Here is a 19,672-nt window from a genome sequence, read left to right as displayed (position 1 = left end):
TTAAGAAAGACCGGATAGGGCTATCCGAAATGCCATGAAAACCGCGCTTCCTATCACAATGGCGCGGATGATAGGCCAGAAATATTCCATAAAGTCAGCACAAATCCAATCTGATGTTATTTCATCCATACCCATGACGGCAGGAAATACAAGCGGACTGCAAGAACCGCCGCCTATCTGGACATCAAATATATCCTGCCCGAACTGCATAATGGGTTGCTGTTGGATGGCAGCGATAGTGTCGGAAAGGACACCCTGATAAGTATCGGTGGTTGGCGTGTACCATTTACCCAGATTTGGATCAGGCGCACTAATTGCAGGCGTAAACTGACCCATTGCCGGAGTGCCAGCCGTTGAATTGGACGTGACGCTTGCACCGCTGGAGGTTTGAGCCGATGGCGTCCCCATCCCCGCCCCCAGTGATTCAAAGCTGGGCGGCGTATAGTTTCCGATAGAGCCGCCAGGATTGGTCATTGTGCCTGGGGTTGCGGTTTCACCTGATCCCGACCCGGAACCGGAACCGGAACCGTCACCCGATCCTGAACCACCGCCCGATCCCGACCCGTCACCAGACCCTGAACCACTGCCGGAGCTGTCAGCGTCCGTGCCATCGCCATCAGTGCCATTGGGACCATCGCAGAAGGTCAAGCAAACCTGCTGGCCTCCAAAATTGCACTGGACTTTAGGGGCTTGGCATTGATCCAGGGTACAAACGCCATTGACCAAGGTGTATCCTGGCTGGCAGATATCGGGCGGTGTCTCACACAGCCGCGTGGCCAGGTTAAGCACTTGGGGGGAAACACACTGGGGATCAAGGCAAGCATGCGGAACCTGGCTAGTATCTAGGGTTTGGCCGCCTATGCAGTTGGGTTCGTCAGCACAGCTATGGGTTGCCGTGTTCAGATATTTAGGCGGATCACATTGCGGGTCTTCACAGACGTTTGTATTAGGGTTGCGGACTTGCCCGCCAATACAGGCCGGACATTGTGCGCCTGTTGACGGGTCGATGATTGAGCCGTTGCCGCAATCGAGGTCACAGCGTTTCATTTCAACATTGGCAACCAACGGGAAGGTACAGCTGACGCTGTTATGGTCGCACATATGGGCGGCTTGGTTTTCAACTTCCCAATTAATGGTTTGGGTTTGGCCTACAGTGGTTACTGTTGGTGTGGTTTGACAATTCAGGGGAGCGTCACAAATGGTTGAAACCGTTGCAATACATTGGTTACCTGACAACGTATAGTCAGCCGGACAGGACTGGGTTGAGGTACAGTGGACGGCAACATCATAAGCCACCCCCGATGCATTGGTGTGGGTGCAGTTAACATCCGCAGGGCCACCCGTATAGGGATCACAGCGGTTTGTATCCGTAGCCCAAAGGGCATTAAGCACAAGTATGGGAGAGCTCTTAAAACCACTGCCCCCATAATAACAACGGGTATTGGTTAACGTCGGATTGATGGACGGGCATGTGGTGCCATTCGCCCAACCATTTGAGGAAATGAAGAAAAGCAAAAAAATGATTAGCCTAGGCATGGGTAAACCCTGCTATCACTGCATAAGCGGAGACTAAACCGGACAGGAAGAAGAGGACTAAGAAAATCATTGTTTGGCCTTTATGCTGGGGAGAAGAGAGGCCGAAGCCCCTCCCCCAAGGTTTCTGAAAATTAACGGAACCAGCGGATAACTTGGTTGAAGCCCCAGCGTGCAAAGCCTGGAGCCACCTTAACAACAGCTAGCACACCAATAGCAGCAAGCAATGTTCCATTGTCAATCGCCCCTGTAACATCAGTAAAATCAAGGGCGGCATTGGCAGGGCTGGACAAGATGACAGAAGCCGCAGTGACGGCCAAAGCGGTTTGGATGACTGTCACCAGCCGGGTTTTTGAGGTTTTCATAGTTTTTTCCTTTCTTTAAGGTTGAAAAATTCAGTGTTCTTTGTCACTGAACCAGTTAATGACGACACCAAAAGCCCATGCCGTCAGGTATGCGATGACTGGCAAACTAAAGCCAGCCATCCACATTTGTTGTAAGTCTTCTGCAACCGGAATGGTAAATATGTCGGTTAGCGTGGGAAGGCTTGTAAATTCTGACGCGGTCAATAGGACGTAATCCGTGCAACTCTCAAGCGTGGTTGTGGTGGCTTGCAGAAGGTCGATGGTGTCCGAGGGGTCACGGACGGACTTAACACAGGTTGCCATGGTATTGACCCGCCCTTATCAGATTGCCGAGTCTTCAAACTCGCAGACGAAGTAATGCGAGCCGATGTTGTAATAATTGAAGGAATCGTCGGACGAGTCATAGAACAGGTACTCGTCTAAAACAATTGTATGGTTGTTAAAATCGACCTCATAAAACGAGCCACCAAGACCAATATTGGTTGGTGCGAAGTAGGCCTGTGAGGTGGCGGTTGTGTAGGTTGCCGTTGAGTTGGCATAAGTGACGCCTAGCCAGTAGGGGGCTGGGTTCAACAGGAGCAGCTTTTTCAGTTCGGCGGCTTCGGTGTTGTTGTTGATTACGGCCAGGTGGCCTTGTTTGGTTTTGCAGTAGTTGTCCGCGTTGGTGCGGGTCATGACGTCGTAATAGGCGATATAATTACTGCCGTTTGAGGGCGAATGCATGACCAAGGAGGGGTTGGCGGCATGGCTGTTTAGGGAAATGACGGCGAGCGCACCAGCCGTCACGATTTGCTTTAGGGTTGTTAAGAGACTTTTCATGTAAGTGTCCTATGGTTTGGGTGGTTTTGCCGGAGCCGCCGGAACGGTTTTACCCTGACGGGTGAAATGGATCGTTTTTTCCGGTTACGCGGTTGGGCGTTGGGTTACGGTCTGGTTGCCTGTTGTGGTGGCTGGCGGTTTGCCGTCCGTCGGTTTGTCGCCGTTGGGTTTGGCGGCGAGGTCGTCAGCGGTGGGCAGGCCAGGTTTGTAGGGTTTGATGGATAGGGCGGTTAGGGCGGCTTTGTTTTGTCCACCCATATCTATGTCGGCCAAGATTTCAAATACGCCCGGAAGGGTGATTTCTTTTGCTTCCAATTTTTGGCGTTGTTGTTCAAACATTTCAAAGGGGATGCGAATTTTTATGAGTTCGTCCCCGATGATGTTGGGGTTCCGGCCTGTGTTGGGTTTGCTTACCCAGATGGAGCCGCCTTTGCTATTGGCGTCGATTTCGTATTTCGTGATGCAGATGACGTTACCAACTACAGTGGTTTGCATGTTGCCTAGAAATGTGTTGTGGTCTGACATGGTTAGGTTTCCTTTTTTGTGGGTTTTTCAGTGGTTTTTTTGAGCTTTTGAAGGCCGTAGGCTCTAACGGCTTAGATTAGGGCGTTTGTGGTTGTGGTTTATGTGGGTGCCGGGGCTTAGTAGGCCTAGGTTGATAAGTTCGGTTTCATGGTGGTTACGGCATTGGGTGTCACAGTAGAAACGGCCAGCTAGGATTTCGGCACCACAGTATTTGCAATAGGTGGTTTCGGGTTCCTGGACGTCAGTTAATGCGGGTTCGTATAGGTGGTAGGTTGTTGTTGCCATTTTTAGTACCTTTGTTAGTGATTTCTAAGGTGTAAAACCTGAGAACACAAAAAACCGCCAAGAAACGCAAAAACCATGACAATGGTCAAAGCGCGGTCATAAAGTTTGAACAATTGGTTTTTATCCATGCGTTCAGCTAGTGATGATGCTTTAGGGTTGGTAAACATTTTTAGTCACCTTTTTAATGTTGTTTGTGGGCGAACCCTTCGGGACGGGCTTTCCGTTCCAATGGCTCTTTAAAGCCCTTAACAGGGAGTAAGCAAAAAACGCTTTTCCTGCCGTCAAAGGTTTTTTTCTAACTCCCTGTAACGGCCTTTAATGAGCCATTTCCACTACAATCCCTTTCGCTCGTTTCCGTACGGCATCCGGGGTTACAGTTATTAAGGGCAAAGATGGCTGGAGGCGGGGATGATGTAGGACTTCATTCTCGGGCATCCGGTGTTGGCCATCTTTTCCGGCTTTGTCAAAACCTAACTCCGTTACGGTTTTGGCTTTTTAATGGTTACGCTATCGCTTTATTTAGACGCTTACGCGCTAAATGGTAAGCGGCTTCGCAGTTGGTTTTAGGGCTAGCGGAAATGGTTTCCCTACGATTCCGCTTGCTGTTTAAGGCCTTGATAATTGGCGGCTTGGCGCGGTTGGATTTAAACCCCTGCCAACCCACCAACCGGCTAGGCTTTTTCCAGTGCGTCCCGTCTATAGTTGGGTTGTGCAGCTTTTCACGCCTTGCGCGGGTGTCAAGGTACGCAGGCTTTACCCCTTGACACCCGCGCAAATGGGCGTGAAGCTTGGCAACAACCCCTATACGACGGCGCCGACTGGCTTGCATCTAACCGCCCTCAATTTCTTTTATCTGGAGTTCACCACGCGCCAGTTGTTTTTTTCGAAGATAGGCACGGATTACTGTAGCTGGTTCATCAGGCAGTTCGTTAAGGTTGACCAGGTCGCCCTTGATGAATAGGGTCAGGACTATTTTGGTCAGGTTGTAGGGTTTGGTGTTGCGCTGTAGGCATTCTTGTTCAAGTTTGAGGTAGTCGGCACCGGATAAGGCGGTATAGAAGCGGCGATCCTCAAGGGTTTGGGTCGGGTTGTCTGTCTTTGGCGGTAAAACCATAGTCGATTGTTGTGTTGTCATGGCGGTCTATGATCCTGAGTTTAAGCGGGCATTTGCATACGCCGCGGATGATGATGTATTTCCAGTTAACGGTTTTGCTTACGGTTTGGGTGGTCTGGCATTCCGGGCAGATCCTTTGCGTTTTGCTGTATTGGTTTGTGCCGGATCCATTAGCTTGTGGTGTCGCAGAAGTTGATGGAGTCATGGTATTGCCCAGGCAAGGTGAAGACGGTTTGTTCCAGTTCGGCCACTTCGTGTTCAAAAGAGTGTGCCAGCCGGTCTTCTGGCACGTTGAGGCCATTTTCAGGTGGCAAGGTTTTATGTACGGAAGCAAGCTCTTTAATTTTTCGGGTGGCACGGGCGGAGAAATCAACACAGAGGCCATCGCTCGAATTGTCTAAATAGACGGACTCTTCCTTAAGGTCGATAAGGGCTTGCAGGACTGTGCCAGTAGGTTTGTGCGTGACTGTCAGTAGCTGGCCTGGCTCAAGTTCGACATTGATGGTATGGCTAGGTGAAGGTGCCGGTTGATTCAGGGTTGTTTGTTCTGATTCTTGTTGCAGCCGTTCTTCAATGCGATCCAAAAAGTATTTACAACTTTGATCAAGGTACAAAAGTTCGTCATCAAATATTTTTTGCCATGTGGCGGTTAAGGGTTCAGGAAAAAGCGAGCGCAAAAAATTGACCTTATCTTTACGGATGCCATATTCACGCAACACAAGTGACCGGATAAGGGAAATATCATCCTTATGTTCAGTTTTAATACGTTCTTGCTCATAAATAACAGATAAAGAAAGGCCGGAAAGGGTGGATCGTAGTTGTTTTTGGGTGATGTTCATTGTATTGACCCCCCAACAAATCCGGCTGTTTTGGAGCTTTCTTGTATCTGGGCAAGGTTGACAAAGAGGTAACGGCCTATTTTGACCGTGGGTATATAAGCCCGGTCTACCCAGCCGCCCACGACGCCTTCCGAAACGCCTATGAGTTCGGCAAATTTTGCGGGATGCACCAGAGGGACGTTGACGATGACCGGGACTCGGTTCAACGCTTCCCGCAATTCTTCTGGTTTGACTTGTTGATTTTGCTGGTTCATGATTGCACCTTAGCCTCGCTTGGCTCTTTGTGGCTCGTTTGAAATTGTGTAAATAATACACAGTATATAATACATAGTCAATATAAAATACATAATTTTATGCAAGATATACGCGAAAGAATGATAATTCTTTTGGATTTCATAGGATTAAAAAATCCTAAACTAGAAGAAAAAACAGGAATACCCCGAACAACCTGGGGAAATATAAGGAACAGAAGAGGCCGGGCAAATGAAGAACAAATAACAGCAGTTATACAGTTATGGCCTGAATATGCTTATTGGTTAACAACAGGCTTAACAATTCCAGAAGCCGGACAGATAAGCCCAGATATGGAGGACACAAGGCAACGCCTAAATCTAAGGACGGGTACAGATTAGCCCACAAAATTTATAAAAAATGGTTCAAATCCAGGCAGGATGTGAAATAGTTCATAGCTTTTACGGGCTTTAGTGAGCTACATTAAAAGCATTTTTATTTCTTCATGTAAGGGGCTGAATAATGTGGGTAGCAATTTTGCTTGTTTGTTTAGTTGTCTTAGTAATAATAATCGACGCAATCCGTTATATAGCCAGCAGAAAAAAACCCTATTTAATCTACCTAGCAATAGGTGGATTATTGGTCTATATGGTTTCAACGGGTAAAGAAAACAATCAGGACAGTTGGCCAAACACCAGGACATTAAGCCTTAACCCCATAATGGAACTACAAAAAGAAGTGGTTCACGAAGGCATAGGGAATATAGTCAGGAAACTTGAGGATAGGGGACGGTTAAAAAAAGGAGAGTTTGCAAAAATTGAGGGGAAGATATTCAACGAAAACCAAACTAGAGAAACCCAGGAAGTGGACTGGGAAAAAGAAGGGGCAAAAATGCGAAGGGACAAAGCGTTCAAGGAATTTTATAAAAAACCTAGCAATTGTGTTAGCCCTGAAAACGAACAAGAAAAAATGGATTGTATCAACGCCCACGTTAGGGCATGGAAGCAATTCATCCTAACTTATAAAGAATAATTGCCAATACCTCCCTATTGCTAAATAAAATCAAAAAATGGTTAACTTATGGACAGTAATAATTGCGTTCGCAATAATCATAAAAATCATTGATTTGCTAGTAAAGAAAAAAAAGAAAGGCAAAAAAATGGAGCTAATAGAATCAACCCTTGAAGGCATTCAAATAAGCCGGGAATTGAAAAAGCTTGAAGAGCAGCCCAATTTATACGCCATCCCTAAAAAAACCGACTATTCAGGAACGATACACCCTAAAAACGAGGGGATTATCAGATGGACTAAGCCATTTTTAAGATCGTTGGAATGGAAGCGTTACGAAGAAATATGCGTGGAATACCTGAAGTTAAAAAACTGCACAGCGGATGTGACGTGTATCGGGGCTGATGGCGGAATTGATATAAAAATCAAAGACAAGAATGGAAGTTTATTAGCGGTGGCACAATGTAAGGCATGGAACAGGCCGATAGGTGTTAATTTGATACGCGAGCTTTACGGTGTGATGGCTGCCGAAAGAGTAAAGCATGGAATCTTTTTAACAACGTCAGAATACAGCAAAGATGCAATTGAGTTTGCCAAAGGCAAAAACCTATTATTGATTGATTGCGACGAATTAATAACATTAATCAATAACCTTGGCGATAAAGAAAAACGGAAAATTGACAAGCTAGCAACCACTGGAGATTACACAACCCCAACTTGTGTAAGGTGTAACGTAAAAATGACTAAACGAACTGCAAAAACAGGAAAAAACGCTGGTGGCGAATTTTGGGGATGTGTAAATTATCCAAAATGTAAAAACACAATACAAATAAGAAATAATTTAAACAAACATAATTAAAACTTTCCAGTAAGACGTAACAAAAGCGCGGTAATAATCGTTATCTGCAATAGGCCGACACCGACAACCCAGCGAATAAGGTCAGCTTTAGTTTCTTGTATTTCACGCCTGACCATTTCAATATCACGCTTCAATTCAGAGCGGACAAGTTCAATTTTAAGTTCGGTTTCCTTAATCCTCGCATCCAAATCTTTATTGGTGACGACGTTATCAAGGTTATGTTCATGCTTGACGTAATCGACAAGGGCGGAGGTGGCTTGTTGATGAAGCCGTGTTATGGCCACAGCTTGTGGTTCAGTCAAACCCGCCTGCTTAAGTTCGGTTACAAATTCATGGGTATCAAAGGTTAACGTAGCCATAACGAATTAGGTTTTATCAAGAATTTGCTTATTGTAACTGCAATTAAAGAAAAATGATTGTTTACTACATTCTGACTACATTAGGGAGCGTTATTGTTTTTTAATGTGGTTTTCGTTTTTATAGCCCACTGTTTTAAAACACTATTTCGCACTGTGTAGCACACAACAAAGTTTTCGTAATGTGTGGGTCGGGGGTTCGATTCCCCCCACTAGCTCCAATAAATCAAAGCCTTATGATATATCATAGGGCTTTTTTTATGCTTGTGACATTGTTGTTACTTATAAATGATACATTTTCTGCTTTGACGGCTAAATGCTCGCTTGATAAGGGTGCGTACTTTAAGGCCCCAAAAAACAGACAGCAGTTTAAGATGGTGTCTATCCTAAAAAGGTAGGCTTAAATGAGTGAAAAAAAACGCATGATCATGTCCGGCGCACAAAAAGCGAAAGTGGCGTTGGAGGCGGTGAAAGGCAACAAAATCGTGAACGAGATAGCCCAGGAGTTCGGTGTCCATCCGACACAAGTCGGCCTCTGGAAAAAGGCGTTGCTGGAAAATGCCGGGCAGTTGTTTGACGTGAAGCGCGGCCCAAAGTCCATTGACCCGCAAAGCGACCCGGAACGCCTATACGCCAAGATAGGCCAGCTCAACATGGAACTGGACTGGCTTAAAAAAAGTCCGGGATCAGCCACTAAGCCAACGGCAAGGCTGGATCGGTGCCGGTAATGGGCTGTCCGTGGCGGCACAGTGCCAACTGGCGGGCATTGCGCGGTCAACGGTTTATGCGCACAGGATGGCGGTTGCGGATGAAACTGAGCTGCCCCTGTTGCGTCTGTTGGATGAAGAATACACCCGGCATCCATTCAAAAATGGTTTGCAGGTTGTGGTGGTCTGGCTACGTGCCCAAGGGCATTGCGTGAACCGCAAGCGTGTGCAGCGGCTGATGCGGATATTGGGCTTGGTCGCGATGGTGCCAAGCCCTAACACCAGCAAAAAGCATCCGCAAAATGCAATTTATCCTTATCTTCTCAGGGGGTTAAGCGTGGTGCGCCCGAACCATGTCTGGAGTACAGATATCACCTATATCCGCCTGACACAGGGTTTTGTATGCCTAGTGGCGATCATCGACTGGTATAGCCGTAAAGTCCTGGCTTGGCAGGTGTCGAACACGATGGACGCCGGTTTTTGCGTGGATTGCCTGGCTGATGCCCTCAAGGGGTTTGGAAAGCCTGCGATATTCAACACCGACCAGGGATCGCAATTCACCAGCGAATCATGGATTAAACTGTTGAAGGACAACGCCATCCACATCAGCATGGACGGGCGTGGCAGGGCATTGGACAACCTTTTTGTCGAACGGCTATGGCGGAGCGTCAAATACGAAGATGTTTATCCGAAAAACTATGCCTCGATGCCGGAACTGCTGATGGGATTGGCGGAGTTTTACAACGGTGGGCGGTTTCATCAGGCATTGGGCTATAAAACACCGGATCAAGCCTATCGGACGGGAGACGGTGGCGGGGCAAAAATCGCCGATCGTTTTGGTGATAAAAATGCATCGTCAAGTGAAGAAACGGGGCAGCAACCCTCTGCTGTGACAGAGACGACACCCTCTTAAATTAGGCATTTTATTGTCTGGACAATGGGGTCCACTATATAAGGACGGAAAAATTTGGTTAATTTCTAAGGTTTAGATTTTAAAATCTGTTTTTTGATTTTGTAGAGCAATCCCACAACTCATCTTATGGGGCAGTCATTAAGTTGGCTTCACTGTAAGACGGAAAGACAGCCTTCGGGCAGTTTTTTCATTTATAGGGCAAAGGATGAGGGCGATTGTTTATATTGACGGGTACAATTTTGTGTTGGTGTACTCAGGAACACGGCTTACAAATGGCTGGATATTGCCAGCTTGGTTAAGCACATTTGCCATGTCCAAAATCCACAACTGGATTTTATTGTTGGCGGCTGGGAGGTTTGAACCGTTGTTTCACTATAGCTTGTTTTAAAACGCCTTCTTGGTCAGGCGACTTAGATTTTTTTTCGTCCGTTCAAGGAGGATTTTTTGGCGTTCAATCGCCCATAAATCTATGCCCGTTTCCAAAGGGATTAGTCGTTTGCCAATCATTTCACATAAGCCTTGACGTATGGCAAACAGCCGGATAATACCCATGTCTGTTGGGTTATTTTGCAACAACTCCTCGAATTCTTTTTGATTGGCTCGGTCATGGCAATAGTTTTTTGTCACCCCGCCTTCGTCGGCTGAAACCGACATCGGTAAGGCGCACAGCGAAACTATCAGCAAGGCCTTGATCATGTAGTCATACATTTTTTCTCTGTTTCCGCTTCTCTTTGGCTTTTGTTTGCCATTATATGTTGTTTGGGTTGTCGAATGTTTGCCTTATAGCTAAGGTCCGTTAATTAATCAAAGGTGATTCGCACAAATAAACCGTGTCTTTAAGTGCGCCATAATTTTCAGATTGATAGGCTTTTTATAGTGATAACAAATGCTTATCGAGGACTGGTGAATTGAATATATATATCGCACTCCATCGACGACCCAATCAGGTAGGGGAATATTGTTATTTATCTCTGTACATGACAAAAAAATAGCCCGTTGAAAATATGGCAAAATAGTGAATTTTTGCGAAATAGGACAAGATGCCACACTTCAACGAGCTAACGACTATGTTAAACCAACACTTTCACTGGAACAAGGCGCGAATGGATTGTCTGGTTGGGATGGTGGTCGCGTTATTTTTTCAAGGAAACCATTAACTTAACCAAGCTCGCCCAGGCATTTCCCGGTAAGGCCAAAGCGGATTCCCATTACCGGCGGATGCAACGCTTCATCAGCGACCCCGGTGCCGTCGGGTTTGACGGTGTCGCTTGGTTTGTCATGAAACTGTTCGGTTTCCTTGAAACCGACTATTACCTGACGTTCGACCGCACCAACTGGCAGTGGGGTAAGAAAGACATCAATATCCTCATGCTGGCGGTGGTCTACAAAGGCATTGCCGTTCCCGTTTACTGGCTATTGCTGAACAAACAAGGCAACTCCAGCACCCGCGAGCGCATCGCCCTGTTGAAGCGGTTTGTCCGAGAATTCGGCAAAGGGCGCACCATCAAATTCTTGGCCGACCGTGAGTTTGTCGGCGAAAAAGGCTATGTCACCGTTAGTTGTTGAAAAAATTTTATGTTCGGCGCAAAGCCTTATTTAATGCGGATTGCGGCTTTCGCTGAAAGCCGCGTCATTTAAGGCTTCCACAATTAACGGTGACATAGCCGCGAAAAATGGTTCGGCTGGCTGCAAGGCGAAGGCATCGACTTTGCCGTCCGGGTCAAGAAAAACACCCGGGTGACCAACGGGCGTGGGTGTTTTGTCCAAGCCCGGCAACTGTTCCGCACCCTGAAGCCTGGCGAAAGCCTCGTGCTGGCGGGTGTCCGGAAAATGACCGGCACGGCGGTTTATTTATCCGCTTTGCGTTTGGACGACGGCGAACTGCTGATTGTCGCCACCGCCAAGCCCTGCCTGGACGCCATTGAAACGTATGCGTTGCGTTGGCAAATCGAGACCCTGTTTGGCTGCCTGAAAAGCCGTGGCTTTAACTTTGAGGACACCCATGTCACCGACCGCCGCCGCATCAAACGCCTGCTGGTGGTCGCGGTGATCGCCTTTTGCTGGGCGCACCGCGTGGGCGAATGGCAACACGAAAGGGTCAAGCCCATCAAAGTCAAAAAACATCAACGCCTTGCCAAAAGCATTTTCAGGCTGGGGTTGGACATTATCAACGAAGCCTTGTTTCAGTTGGCGTATGGCTTTGGGAAGGCCATTGAGGCTTTGTTTGGCTTCCTTCGTGAGGATAAGGCCACACCCTTTTAGCTGATCTTTGTCATGTACAGAGAGAAAAAACAGAACTCTACACAGACTACCTGATTTGCAACCAAGGCTTGGCGACGGCGACCAGCCTGGGCGATGCTTGACGGTGAAGTCAGCCATGACCAGATAACCCGCCACATGTCCGCCAGGCTGTATACCTCAAAAGACTTGTGGGTTGATGCCAAACGCATCGTGCGCCAGATCGAGAAGGATGACGCGTGCCTGATCTTCGACGACACCGTCCAGGAAAAGGCCAGCACCGACGAGAACGAGATCATGTGTTGGCACTATGACCACTGCAAAGGCCGCTCCGTCAAAGGCATCAACCTGTTGAACGCGCTGTACCACAGCGGGGACGTGTCGGTTCCGGTCGCCTTCGAAGTGGTGCGCAAACCGCATCAGTTCAGCGACGTAAAAACCCGCAAGGTCAAGCGGGCGGCGGAGTTCACCAAGAATGAACTGATGCGTTCGATGATCGCCACCTGCGTGGCGAACGCCATCAAGTTCCGCTATGTCCTGACCGACAGNTGGTTTGCCGCTAAGGAGAACTTCGAGTTCATCCTCAAGAAAGGCAAACACTTCATCAGCGCGCTCAAGGACAACCGCTTGGTGGCATTGACCGAAACCGACAAGAATGAAGGACGCTATGTACGGATCAGCCANCTGGAATTGGCGGATCAACAATCGGTGCGCGGCTGGATGAAGGGCTTCAACCATGAAGTGCTGTTCGTCCGGCGGGTCTTTACAAACAAAGACGGCAGCACCGGTTTGTTGAATCTGGTGTGCAGCGATTTGGCGTGCGACGGCGGACAAGCATCGGCTCTCTACCAAAAACGGTGGAAAGTCGAGGAGTCCCATAAGTCACTGAAATCCAACGCGGGGCTGGCGAAGTCGCCCACCCGCACCGTCACCACACAAAACAACCACATCTTCATGTCGATTTATGCCGTGTTCAAGCTAGAATGTTTGAAGATTAAACATAAAACCAACCATTTCGCCACTCGGGCTAAGCTGTTTATAAAAGCGAATCAAATGGCGTATGAAGAGTTACAGAAATTACGGGCTGCGTAACATCAGTTATTTATGTAAAGATTAAAGGCATTGATAAGCGGGTCACGAGGGCGACCACCTTTTTTATATTCAGCTTCAAAAGACTCAAGTTTTTTTAGACAAAATTCTCTGTAGCCAGATGTTGGCATAAACACACCGTCAAAAAGTGTCAATCCGTCCAGAAAGGATTGACCAGAAACGGGGGATGAATCCCGCTTATTGCCCCGTCGGGCTATCCGGTCAAGTTGAATTATGTCAAGAGATTACGCCAAGGGTTAAAAACAGGGCGTACTTTATGGGCGGTCAGCGGTGTATACCGCTATTAACCCGCTGAATACAGGCGCATGTTGGGGATAAATTTAAAATCTTTGGTGTTTGGCGTGTACAACTCAAGGTTGTAGTTCACGGCTGTGGCGGCAATCAGCATGTCGGGTATGGATGGCCTATGGCTTAGCGAGTAATCCGCCATCAGGCCGATAAATAAATCTGAAATGTCCGTTGTCAGTGGGTAACAGTGGCAACACGCCAAGTGCTTGTTTATTTTGGCAAGCTCCTGTTTGTCCCTTGCACCGAACAGCAATTCCGCCTTGGTGATGACGCTAACGGCTATATTCGCTTAGCCTATATCGCGTAGTGCTTGAATGGTTGCCGGATTGCCTTTGTAAAACTCAATCAAGATATTGGTGTCGCACAGGATCATGGTTGGCCTTGCCGCCATGCGTCCGTACGGATGGTTTCTTGGTCTATATTCCGGCCTTGCCAAATACCAGCATAGGCAAAAAAATCATTTTCGGGGGCGGTGAGGGTTTCCGAATGGCGTTTGATGAGGTCTTTAACCAACTGTTCAGGCTCTATGTGTTCCTGTTCTGCCATTTCCGCCAGCAAGGTGGCCGTTTCGTTGTCGAGTTCTAAGGTTGTCATGTCTTGCCCCTGTTGGTGTCTTGTCGGGCTTTATTATACGTCTCTGGACAATTCAAGCCACAAAAGCAATCCGGCATCACACGGCTTTTTTAAAGGCTATGTCACCGTTAATTGTGGAAGCCTTAAATGACGCGGCTTTCAGCGAAAGCCGCAATCCGCATTAAATAAGGCTTTGCGCCGAACATAAAATTTTTTCAACAACTAACGGTGACATAGCCTTTTTAAACGGTATCACTAGCGCCCCGTTTTTGAGGCCGTCCAGATAGTCCGCCCATGATTGCATCATCTTATGGCGTTCGGGCAGGTGCGCCGTGCGGTTATATGCCCGCCCGTTGGGGTCTCTTACGGAATGGGCTAGTTGATGCTCGATAAAGTCAGGGCGAAAGCCTAGCACTTCATCCAGTATGGTTCGCGCCATTGCCCTGAACCCGTGGGCGGTTATTACGTCTTTACCGTAGCCTAGACGTTTTAAAGCCGCGTTTAGGGTGTTTTCGCTCATGCACCGATACCGGCGCGGGGTGCGTTCAGACGGGAATATATAACGCCCGTGGCCTGTCAGCGGGTGGAGTTCTTGCAGTATCGCCACGGCTTGGGACGATATTGGCTTGCCGCCAAGCCAAGGGAATATGTTCCGCTCCAACATCCGTTTAGAACGGCTATTTTTTCCGCCCATGTCTCGACTTTTTTTTTCGACCCACTCGCGGGCGATCACTTCAAAGCTGTTGGCTGCGCTCTATACCGTCAGAAATTTGTTTTTTGGCGGTATAGAGCTTGTCGCGGGCTTCCTTAAGTGTCGTTTTGGGATAAGTGCCAAGCGCAAGCGTTTTGCATTTGCCGGAAAAGCGGTAATCCAACCGAAAGTATTTGCCGCCGTTGGTATGGACAAGCATTTTCATCGGGTAGCTTGTAAAGCTTGTCGGGGCTGGGTTTGGCGTTCTTAATAGCGGTATCTGACGGGACTGTAAATCTCCAGAAATTTGGGATATACCGCCACAAATGGCGGTATATCAATGTATCTTGTTACACATCGTTGGACAATAAAAAACCCGCTAAGCCTTGTGACTTGCTGGTTTTTGTACTTCGTGGAATCTGTATGATGCGGCCTCAATCACAAAAGCCTCTGCAAGCCTTGTAAATACTGTATTCATTGATTTTTATCATTACGAGTTACTGACAAAGTTACTGCATAAAGTTGTTGTGACTCTGAAAAAATCCGTTTTCGATACCCCGATGCCTCCCTTTTTTTGCCTATTCTGGTATCAGGCCGCCATCATTCCATCAGTTCCGCTTTCTCGATTTGTTCCCTTAGCCAGGCTACACCGCCCAAGGCTATAAATTTTTGGTGTTGTGCGGGGGTCAGCCGGATGGCGGTGTTCATCGCCCTTTCTTCTATCGGTAACGGCTTTCTTCCAGCACCTTTGGCGCGTGTCTTTTTGGGTTGTTGTTCCATTGCGTAGCCTTCAGGCTTTTAAAGCGGACAAACCACGCTGTTCAGCTTTCGCCTATAGGCGAATGTCTCACCTGTAATGGTTTGCCTTAGGTGTGTGGCTGGCGCGAAGAGTCCAGCGATTACCCAAATCATAAGACACTTACTTTCTCCCCTTGCCCCCATCAGATACGCCAAAAGGTAGGGCTTGGTAGGGCTTGGCCTGTGCCCGATACCGGATTGAATGCCTGCCCGTGGGCTTTTCTTGTCCAATTGCCAGGGCGTATAAACGCGGTTGGGGCAACGTAAAGGGCAGTTAAGCCCCTAGAGATTTGACCAGCCACCTACGGGAAGCTATACCCCCCCTATAAAAACTCGCGGCGATAAAACCAGAGGGGGCGTATCGGTCTAGCTATCTTAAGTGGTAAGGATTTTTACCCCCTACCCCCTAAGCGGTGGGGCGGGGCGGGTTGAATCCTTAGCTATAGCTATTTGACTAGCATTCCAAGTGTAACCATTGTTACACCCTAAAAAATAATTCTATACCCCTCCTATGTGTAGGATGTGGGGAATGTGGGGAGATTGGCTTCTAGCCCTTGTGTGGCGCGGCTTCCAGCTCCCCACATGGCCTCAAAATGTGGGGAATCTCCCCACACAATTTGGCTGTTTTGTGGGGAGTTGGGCTTTTTTAGGCCGTTTTTGTGGTCAAAATGCGGCATTTTTGGTGCTGGCGTGGTTTTTCTTGCTCCCCACATTTGTGGGGAATCTCCCCACAAAAAAAATCCCTGTGGGGAGCTGTAAGACTTGATATATAAGGGCTAGAAGCCTATCTCCCCACATTCCCCACAAAATAATACTATACCCCCTTAACTTTTTTATTCGCCCGACTCGACCAGCTCGGCGGACAAGACCATCACGCGAAGCTCACGCCCTGCAATCATGCGCTTGACAGCCAAGCGGGGTTGGTTGCGGCTGGCGTTCGGTTCAGTCTTAAGGATCAAGCCCCGTTCGTGCATCCGCCGCCATAAGCTGGCAGGGCTAATCAGGAAGGTATCGCCTTGGTTTCTGGCGAACTGTTGCACCACCTTGAACGCCGTTTCCTGCTGTAGCCATAGCTCGGCGTGGGTGTTGCCTGTTGGGTCACAGTACCAGCCGATACAATCCCCCATCGGGCTATGAGTTTTATCACCCATAGGGCTGACACCGTCCAGCCGCCAACCCCACGCATACGGCCTCAATGTCGGTTCGCGTTGCTTTAATCGGCAAGCCACATGGGCATTGCCGGAACTGAACACAGCGCGAAGTAGCTGTAAGAACCGCTCGATTTCGTCCTGTTCGCTTAAATACGTGCCTTGCTCGCTAAAAGCTTGCTGTAGGTTGGCCTCGACCGCTAACAGGCAATCGTTCCCGCTTTCACTGCTGGCACCGCCCACGGCTTCCAAGAACGCCAAGAACTGCTCAGCCCCCGCCACCATATTGGCGTAAATCTCAGGGGCGCGGGGGTGTGAGGTGGCAAGACCATCGCGAATGCTGGCATTGCGTAACGCCTCCACATTTTTAGGAAAAGTTTTTTTCAATTCATCCAAGCGCGGGGCTAACCATTGCAGGTAAGCCGACATCAAGCCCGACAACCGCCCCGACTCGGCGGCTTGCTGTAATCTGGTCAATACCGCGTTATCGACATCAGAACGGCTAAGCTCCAGAATCAGCAAGCGGCCTAACAGCGATTGACCACGCGGCAAATCTTCGGCGGTAACGATCATCAGCGAACGGTTATAGGGCGCGGCCTTGGCTTGCATGTCCGCCCCACGCCTCCCACGGCCTGCCTGATTGCCTGTATTGCGTATCAGCCGTTCGGCCATCGCGTGGAGCTTTGCCGCCTCGCTTTGGGATATGGAGGGCTTGAAGTCATCGACCACAAACACCGCATCCTTGGCTTGGTGGCTCTTCATTTCGCAATCGTTCACACTGTCCGACCAATTGGCGGGAAAGCTTCGGGCGGTGAAGTTGCCGAAAAAGGCTTGGGCAATCGCGGCAACTGCACTTTTGCGCGATCCGGTCAGGCCATGCAACCAGATGGCAAAGTCTGTCGGGTGGCATTCCCCCAAGGGCGCACGGGCAACCGCTGCGAACAAGGCCGCCCCCACATAAGGCTTGCTAGGGCATAGTGCAAATAACGCCAAGGTGTCGGCTACGGCTTGGCTCAAGGCTTCACCTGCTAACGGGGCGGTCAGTTGGTAGCGGCTCATGTGACCACCGCCTAAATCGACCTCAGCCCCATTGACTAAACCATCAACCGTTAACGAACCGGAACCCGTGAGATAGTGCCAGTGGCCATTGATACATTTCCAGCCCGTATATTTGTAGATGGAACGGCGCGGCACATCGCCTGATAAACGGGAATACTGGTGGATGGCGGCGCGTAGGTTATCCTTCTTGGCTGCACCAGGATAAATAAAGGGCAACGTCCCCCAATGCTCATTCGCCCAATTGCCTTGCGAAGAATAAAATGCCTTTGCCGGAACATCCACCAAGGGCAAGGCCACACCGTCCGACCGCTTGCCCTCGACACGCAAAAAAGCGGTGTCGGTCAGCCCGTCATCCGCTATGATTTCCTCCATGATCTTGCAGGTAAAATCACATAAGGGGAACTCCACGCTCCCATTGCCATCCTCACCCGACCGCACCGCCTTGATTTGGTGGAACGCACCGTTTTTTATCAGGTAATCGCCAAACCGTTCGGGGTTTGTTGAGCCTTTGCCACCACCACTATTGCCACTATTGCCACCGTTGCCGCCCGTGTTGCTTGGCTTTTTAGGTGGCGGTTTCTTGGCGGAATTCACCAGCTTCAAGACGGGGTTTTTCGTGTCCTTATCCATTGCCTTGCTCCATTAACCACGCGGCATAGTCGTTAAAATCCCCGTGTACAGGCGGCACGGCAACCCCACCGCCCACGGCTTGGGCGGCCTCCGTGGCTTTGGTCAGGCCTGGGTTTCCCGCCGTTTTCGTGTCATTGTCCGCACAGAACACCAGTTCGGTATCCGGCAATTTTTCCCGTAACAGCCGCCCGACTGCAAGCAGGTTATTGGCCGTAAAGGCGATATAGACGCGGTGGCCAGTTTCTTCGTGCAGGGTGGCACAAGTGGCGAAACCTTCACCGATCAGCACGGTGTCAGATTTCGCCCCCAGCCACCAGAACAAACCCGCCAAACCACCACCGGCCAGCATATCTTTATCACGGCCTAACGCTGGACAGGTTTCAGGAAAAATGGCCTGTAGGCTACGAAGTTCACCCACGGCGTTATACAGCGGCACTAACAGCGCGTTTTCAACCACCAGCTTGCCGTGCTTACGGTCAGGCTGTTGAATGAGCCGCTCCCATGTGGCCACCCGCAAGCCATGCGGCCTGACGTGCTTGCGGACAAGGTAAGGATGGCTGGCAGGTGCGGGGCTGGCGTTATCCCAAAGCGATTTCGCCCGTTTGGCGGCCTTATTGTGGCGTTGCAATAGTTCAGCCTCACGGCGGCGTTTTTCGCCCTCGATACGGGCGCGTTCTTCGGGGGATAGGCTGCCTTGCTGCATCCTGTTGATAAAGAACGTCTGCCTTTCACCGCTTTTATGATTCCAGACAATCCCGCCTTGCCGGTCAGGGAACAGCTTAATCCGTGCATCATTCTTGCCTTTGTGGTCATCGCTCAGGTTCGCCACATGCCACACACCATCGGCGGCGACGGGTTGGTAATCCACGCCAATGTGTTCACAGGCTTGGCGGCAAGCGGTTTCTATGTCTTGATAGGCCATTACGAACCCCCTTGCTTCGCGTTGTGGTAGGCGGTCATAAAGGCTTGCATATCCCCTGGCTTTGTATTGCGGTAGGCGGTCAGCAAGGCTTGCATATTCTTGATTTCAGCTATTACGGCCTCAATGGCGCATAACTGTTCTTCATCGTCCATCAAGGCTATATCGTCGATAAGCTGCTGGGACAAGACATAAAGAAGAGGTTTGCTGTTTAGCACATCCTGAAATGTGTTCATGGCTTGTCCCCTTGGCTTTTGATCTCCACCACATTGCTGGCTGTATTACTGGCTGTATTGGTTGAGCCGTCGTAATAAGCATCAAGGATGGCTTGCGCGTCCAAGATTTCAAAGCGAATGGCTTGCGCGGCTCTCCAGAGATTGCTTATCTCGTCTGCCTTGCCTTGCTCGAAGGCCGATTCCATCAGGTCAGCAAGGGCGGCGGCTCTTTCTAAGGCAGGGTTCAGGCAATCGTGCAAACGGGCGGGGCTTGCGTCCAGTTCCGCATTCACGCGGTGGCTAAAATCAGGGGTGCAAGCGTTGGGGTTTGGTGTTTTCATGGGAATAGCTCCACGCCGGACAATAGCAATCCACCGCCGCCTTAGGCTATAATAGCCCTGCGTTTTAGGTGGCAAATGGATTGCAAAGAACCGGCTAATTTTTGGTTG

The 19,672-nt window shown here is 49.2% G+C and carries 25 protein-coding genes and 2 pseudogenes; 7 read left to right on the top strand and 20 right to left on the bottom strand.

Translation table 11 applies throughout. The features are described from left to right. The 9 genes from METMI_RS27370 to METMI_RS23055 all read right to left on the bottom strand — a co-directional run bounded on the left by METMI_RS27370 (position 1) and on the right by METMI_RS23055 (position 5,734). A complete protein-coding gene (locus METMI_RS27370; protein ID WP_198007884.1) occupies positions 1-1,101 on the bottom strand; it encodes a hypothetical protein in 1,101 nt (366 codons plus the stop codon). Between the two features lie 566 nt (positions 1,102-1,667). Then, entirely contained in the window at positions 1,668-1,898 is a 231-nt protein-coding gene (locus METMI_RS0103385) for a hypothetical protein (protein ID WP_019864826.1), read from the bottom strand. A 30-nt stretch (positions 1,899-1,928) separates the two neighbouring features. After that, entirely contained in the window at positions 1,929-2,201 is a 273-nt protein-coding gene (locus tag METMI_RS0103380) for a hypothetical protein (protein ID WP_019864825.1), read from the bottom strand. Positions 2,202-2,219: 18 nt separating this feature from the next. Next, a complete protein-coding gene (locus METMI_RS0103375; RefSeq protein ID WP_019864824.1) occupies positions 2,220-2,717 on the bottom strand; it encodes a lectin-like protein in 498 nt (165 codons plus the stop codon). Between the two features lie 84 nt (positions 2,718-2,801). After that, positions 2,802-3,242: a hypothetical protein gene (locus METMI_RS0103370; protein ID WP_019864822.1), complete on the bottom strand. Its 441-nt coding sequence runs from the start codon at positions 3,240-3,242 to the stop codon at positions 2,802-2,804. A 63-nt stretch (positions 3,243-3,305) separates the two neighbouring features. Then, the gene (locus tag METMI_RS26700) at positions 3,306-3,527 is read right to left on the bottom strand and encodes a hypothetical protein (protein WP_019864821.1); all 222 of its coding nucleotides are present in this window, start codon (positions 3,525-3,527) and stop codon (positions 3,306-3,308) included. Positions 3,528-4,356: 829 nt separating this feature from the next. Beyond that, the gene (locus METMI_RS0103350; protein WP_156829758.1) at positions 4,357-4,662 is read right to left on the bottom strand and encodes a hypothetical protein; all 306 of its coding nucleotides are present in this window, start codon (positions 4,660-4,662) and stop codon (positions 4,357-4,359) included. Positions 4,663-4,811: 149 nt separating this feature from the next. Beyond that, on the bottom strand, positions 4,812-5,480 hold the full coding sequence (locus METMI_RS0103345) for a hypothetical protein (protein WP_019864817.1): 669 nt from the start codon (positions 5,478-5,480) through the stop codon (positions 4,812-4,814). Beyond that, entirely contained in the window at positions 5,477-5,734 is a 258-nt protein-coding gene (locus tag METMI_RS23055; RefSeq protein ID WP_019864816.1) for a hypothetical protein, read from the bottom strand. The genes METMI_RS0103345 and METMI_RS23055 overlap by 4 nt, the downstream gene beginning before the upstream one ends. A 99-nt stretch (positions 5,735-5,833) precedes the next feature. On the opposite strand from METMI_RS23055, the gene METMI_RS26020 reads away from it, so the two are divergent. The 3 genes from METMI_RS26020 to METMI_RS0103330 all read left to right on the top strand — a co-directional run bounded on the left by METMI_RS26020 (position 5,834) and on the right by METMI_RS0103330 (position 7,578). Next, positions 5,834-6,112, top strand: a complete 279-nt coding sequence (locus METMI_RS26020) for a hypothetical protein (protein ID WP_083930160.1) — start codon at positions 5,834-5,836, stop codon at positions 6,110-6,112. A gap of 121 nt (positions 6,113-6,233) precedes the next feature. Then, complete coding sequence (locus tag METMI_RS0103335) at positions 6,234-6,743, top strand: hypothetical protein (protein ID WP_019864815.1); 510 nt, start codon at positions 6,234-6,236, stop codon at positions 6,741-6,743. 127 nt (positions 6,744-6,870) lie between these two features. Further along, positions 6,871-7,578 carry a restriction endonuclease gene (locus METMI_RS0103330; RefSeq protein WP_040572885.1) on the top strand — a complete coding sequence of 236 codons (708 nt, stop codon included), beginning with the start codon at positions 6,871-6,873 and terminating at the stop codon, positions 7,576-7,578. On the opposite strand, the gene METMI_RS0103325 is transcribed toward METMI_RS0103330, so the two are convergent. Further along, the gene (locus METMI_RS0103325) at positions 7,575-7,937 is read right to left on the bottom strand and encodes a CCDC90 family protein (protein WP_019864812.1); all 363 of its coding nucleotides are present in this window, start codon (positions 7,935-7,937) and stop codon (positions 7,575-7,577) included. The genes METMI_RS0103330 and METMI_RS0103325 overlap by 4 nt on opposite strands. A 401-nt stretch (positions 7,938-8,338) precedes the next feature. On the opposite strand from METMI_RS0103325, the gene METMI_RS0103315 reads away from it, so the two are divergent. After that, positions 8,339-9,554 (top strand): IS3 family transposase gene (locus METMI_RS0103315; RefSeq protein ID WP_232215174.1). Its coding sequence is split into 2 segments (ribosomal slippage): positions 8,339-8,628 and positions 8,627-9,554, totalling 1,218 coding nucleotides; the frame shifts between segments, so codons are not numbered across the junction. Positions 9,555-9,938: 384 nt separating this feature from the next. Here METMI_RS0103315 and METMI_RS0103305 read toward each other — a convergent pair. Beyond that, positions 9,939-10,262 carry a hypothetical protein gene (locus METMI_RS0103305; RefSeq protein ID WP_019864808.1) on the bottom strand — a complete coding sequence of 108 codons (324 nt, stop codon included), beginning with the start codon at positions 10,260-10,262 and terminating at the stop codon, positions 9,939-9,941. Positions 10,263-10,901: 639 nt separating this feature from the next. Here METMI_RS0103305 and METMI_RS28270 point away from each other — a divergent pair. The 3 genes and pseudogenes from METMI_RS28270 to METMI_RS23040 all read left to right on the top strand — a co-directional run. Continuing rightward, a pseudogene (locus tag METMI_RS28270) lies at positions 10,902-11,090 on the top strand (IS4-like element ISAba33 family transposase); the annotation flags it as partial. A 150-nt stretch (positions 11,091-11,240) separates the two neighbouring features. Next, the gene (locus METMI_RS0103295; protein ID WP_083930158.1) at positions 11,241-11,816 is read left to right on the top strand and encodes a transposase; all 576 of its coding nucleotides are present in this window, start codon (positions 11,241-11,243) and stop codon (positions 11,814-11,816) included. 50 nt (positions 11,817-11,866) lie between these two features. Next, positions 11,867-12,884 (top strand): annotated as a pseudogene (locus METMI_RS23040) (IS701 family transposase). Between the two features lie 301 nt (positions 12,885-13,185). Here METMI_RS23040 and METMI_RS23035 read toward each other — a convergent pair. From METMI_RS23035 to METMI_RS0103240, 9 genes are all read right to left on the bottom strand, one after another. Further along, positions 13,186-13,473, bottom strand: a complete 288-nt coding sequence (locus tag METMI_RS23035; protein ID WP_269634483.1) for a type II toxin-antitoxin system VapC family toxin — start codon at positions 13,471-13,473, stop codon at positions 13,186-13,188. Between the two features lie 86 nt (positions 13,474-13,559). Next, positions 13,560-13,784, bottom strand: a complete 225-nt coding sequence (locus METMI_RS23030; protein WP_019864802.1) for a hypothetical protein — start codon at positions 13,782-13,784, stop codon at positions 13,560-13,562. Positions 13,785-13,944: 160 nt separating this feature from the next. After that, positions 13,945-14,457 (bottom strand): tyrosine-type recombinase/integrase, encoded by a 513-nt coding sequence (locus METMI_RS0103275; RefSeq protein WP_232215173.1) that lies wholly within the window; start codon positions 14,455-14,457, stop codon positions 13,945-13,947. Between the two features lie 40 nt (positions 14,458-14,497). Continuing rightward, positions 14,498-14,680 carry an Arm DNA-binding domain-containing protein gene (locus tag METMI_RS27700; protein ID WP_019864800.1) on the bottom strand — a complete coding sequence of 61 codons (183 nt, stop codon included), beginning with the start codon at positions 14,678-14,680 and terminating at the stop codon, positions 14,498-14,500. A gap of 374 nt (positions 14,681-15,054) precedes the next feature. After that, positions 15,055-15,234 carry a hypothetical protein gene (locus METMI_RS0103265; protein ID WP_019864799.1) on the bottom strand — a complete coding sequence of 60 codons (180 nt, stop codon included), beginning with the start codon at positions 15,232-15,234 and terminating at the stop codon, positions 15,055-15,057. Between the two features lie 851 nt (positions 15,235-16,085). Further along, positions 16,086-18,089 carry a hypothetical protein gene (locus tag METMI_RS0103255; protein WP_019864797.1) on the bottom strand — a complete coding sequence of 668 codons (2,004 nt, stop codon included), beginning with the start codon at positions 18,087-18,089 and terminating at the stop codon, positions 16,086-16,088. After that, positions 18,082-19,011 carry a toprim domain-containing protein gene (locus METMI_RS0103250; protein WP_019864796.1) on the bottom strand — a complete coding sequence of 310 codons (930 nt, stop codon included), beginning with the start codon at positions 19,009-19,011 and terminating at the stop codon, positions 18,082-18,084. The genes METMI_RS0103255 and METMI_RS0103250 overlap by 8 nt, the downstream gene beginning before the upstream one ends. Next, positions 19,011-19,244: a hypothetical protein gene (locus METMI_RS0103245; RefSeq protein ID WP_019864795.1), complete on the bottom strand. Its 234-nt coding sequence runs from the start codon at positions 19,242-19,244 to the stop codon at positions 19,011-19,013. The genes METMI_RS0103250 and METMI_RS0103245 overlap by 1 nt, the downstream gene beginning before the upstream one ends. Next, positions 19,241-19,564, bottom strand: a complete 324-nt coding sequence (locus METMI_RS0103240; protein ID WP_019864792.1) for a hypothetical protein — start codon at positions 19,562-19,564, stop codon at positions 19,241-19,243. The genes METMI_RS0103245 and METMI_RS0103240 overlap by 4 nt, the downstream gene beginning before the upstream one ends. Positions 19,565-19,672: the final 108 nt, after the last annotated feature.

Origin of the sequence: Methylovulum miyakonense HT12, from assembly GCF_000384075.1 — a bacterium.
Lineage (GTDB): Bacteria > Pseudomonadota > Gammaproteobacteria > Methylococcales > Methylomonadaceae > Methylovulum > Methylovulum miyakonense.
This window is presented reverse-complemented; position numbering and strand designations above follow the sequence as displayed.

Bases quoted from the DNA above. Each gene is read 5' to 3' on its own strand.
- METMI_RS0103345 (WP_019864817.1), bottom strand. From the start codon at position 5,480: ATGAACATCACCCAAAAACAACTACGATCCACCCTTTCCGGCCTTTCT.
- METMI_RS0103250 (WP_019864796.1), bottom strand. From the start codon at position 19,011: ATGGCCTATCAAGACATAGAAACCGCTTGCCGCCAAGCCTGTGAACAC.
- METMI_RS0103380 (WP_019864825.1), bottom strand. From the start codon at position 2,201: ATGGCAACCTGTGTTAAGTCCGTCCGTGACCCCTCGGACACCATCGAC.
- METMI_RS0103350 (WP_156829758.1), bottom strand. From the start codon at position 4,662: ATGACAACACAACAATCGACTATGGTTTTACCGCCAAAGACAGACAAC.
- METMI_RS0103370 (WP_019864822.1), bottom strand. From the start codon at position 3,242: ATGTCAGACCACAACACATTTCTAGGCAACATGCAAACCACTGTAGTT.
- METMI_RS23030 (WP_019864802.1), bottom strand. From the start codon at position 13,784: ATGACAACCTTAGAACTCGACAACGAAACGGCCACCTTGCTGGCGGAA.
- METMI_RS0103255 (WP_019864797.1), bottom strand. From the start codon at position 18,089: ATGGATAAGGACACGAAAAACCCCGTCTTGAAGCTGGTGAATTCCGCC.
- METMI_RS0103245 (WP_019864795.1), bottom strand. From the start codon at position 19,244: ATGAACACATTTCAGGATGTGCTAAACAGCAAACCTCTTCTTTATGTC.
- METMI_RS0103335 (WP_019864815.1), top strand. From the start codon at position 6,234: ATGTGGGTAGCAATTTTGCTTGTTTGTTTAGTTGTCTTAGTAATAATA.
- METMI_RS0103330 (WP_040572885.1), top strand. From the start codon at position 6,871: ATGGAGCTAATAGAATCAACCCTTGAAGGCATTCAAATAAGCCGGGAA.
- METMI_RS0103305 (WP_019864808.1), bottom strand. From the start codon at position 10,262: ATGTATGACTACATGATCAAGGCCTTGCTGATAGTTTCGCTGTGCGCC.
- METMI_RS0103240 (WP_019864792.1), bottom strand. From the start codon at position 19,564: ATGAAAACACCAAACCCCAACGCTTGCACCCCTGATTTTAGCCACCGC.
- METMI_RS0103375 (WP_019864824.1), bottom strand. From the start codon at position 2,717: ATGAAAAGTCTCTTAACAACCCTAAAGCAAATCGTGACGGCTGGTGCG.
- METMI_RS0103275 (WP_232215173.1), bottom strand. From the start codon at position 14,457: ATGGGCGGAAAAAATAGCCGTTCTAAACGGATGTTGGAGCGGAACATA.
- METMI_RS26700 (WP_019864821.1), bottom strand. From the start codon at position 3,527: ATGGCAACAACAACCTACCACCTATACGAACCCGCATTAACTGACGTC.
- METMI_RS23055 (WP_019864816.1), bottom strand. From the start codon at position 5,734: ATGAACCAGCAAAATCAACAAGTCAAACCAGAAGAATTGCGGGAAGCG.
- METMI_RS0103385 (WP_019864826.1), bottom strand. From the start codon at position 1,898: ATGAAAACCTCAAAAACCCGGCTGGTGACAGTCATCCAAACCGCTTTG.
- METMI_RS27700 (WP_019864800.1), bottom strand. From the start codon at position 14,680: ATGAAAATGCTTGTCCATACCAACGGCGGCAAATACTTTCGGTTGGAT.
- METMI_RS26020 (WP_083930160.1), top strand. From the start codon at position 5,834: ATGCAAGATATACGCGAAAGAATGATAATTCTTTTGGATTTCATAGGA.
- METMI_RS27370 (WP_198007884.1), bottom strand. From the start codon at position 1,101: ATGTGCGACCATAACAGCGTCAGCTGTACCTTCCCGTTGGTTGCCAAT.
- METMI_RS0103265 (WP_019864799.1), bottom strand. From the start codon at position 15,234: ATGGAACAACAACCCAAAAAGACACGCGCCAAAGGTGCTGGAAGAAAG.
- METMI_RS0103325 (WP_019864812.1), bottom strand. From the start codon at position 7,937: ATGGCTACGTTAACCTTTGATACCCATGAATTTGTAACCGAACTTAAG.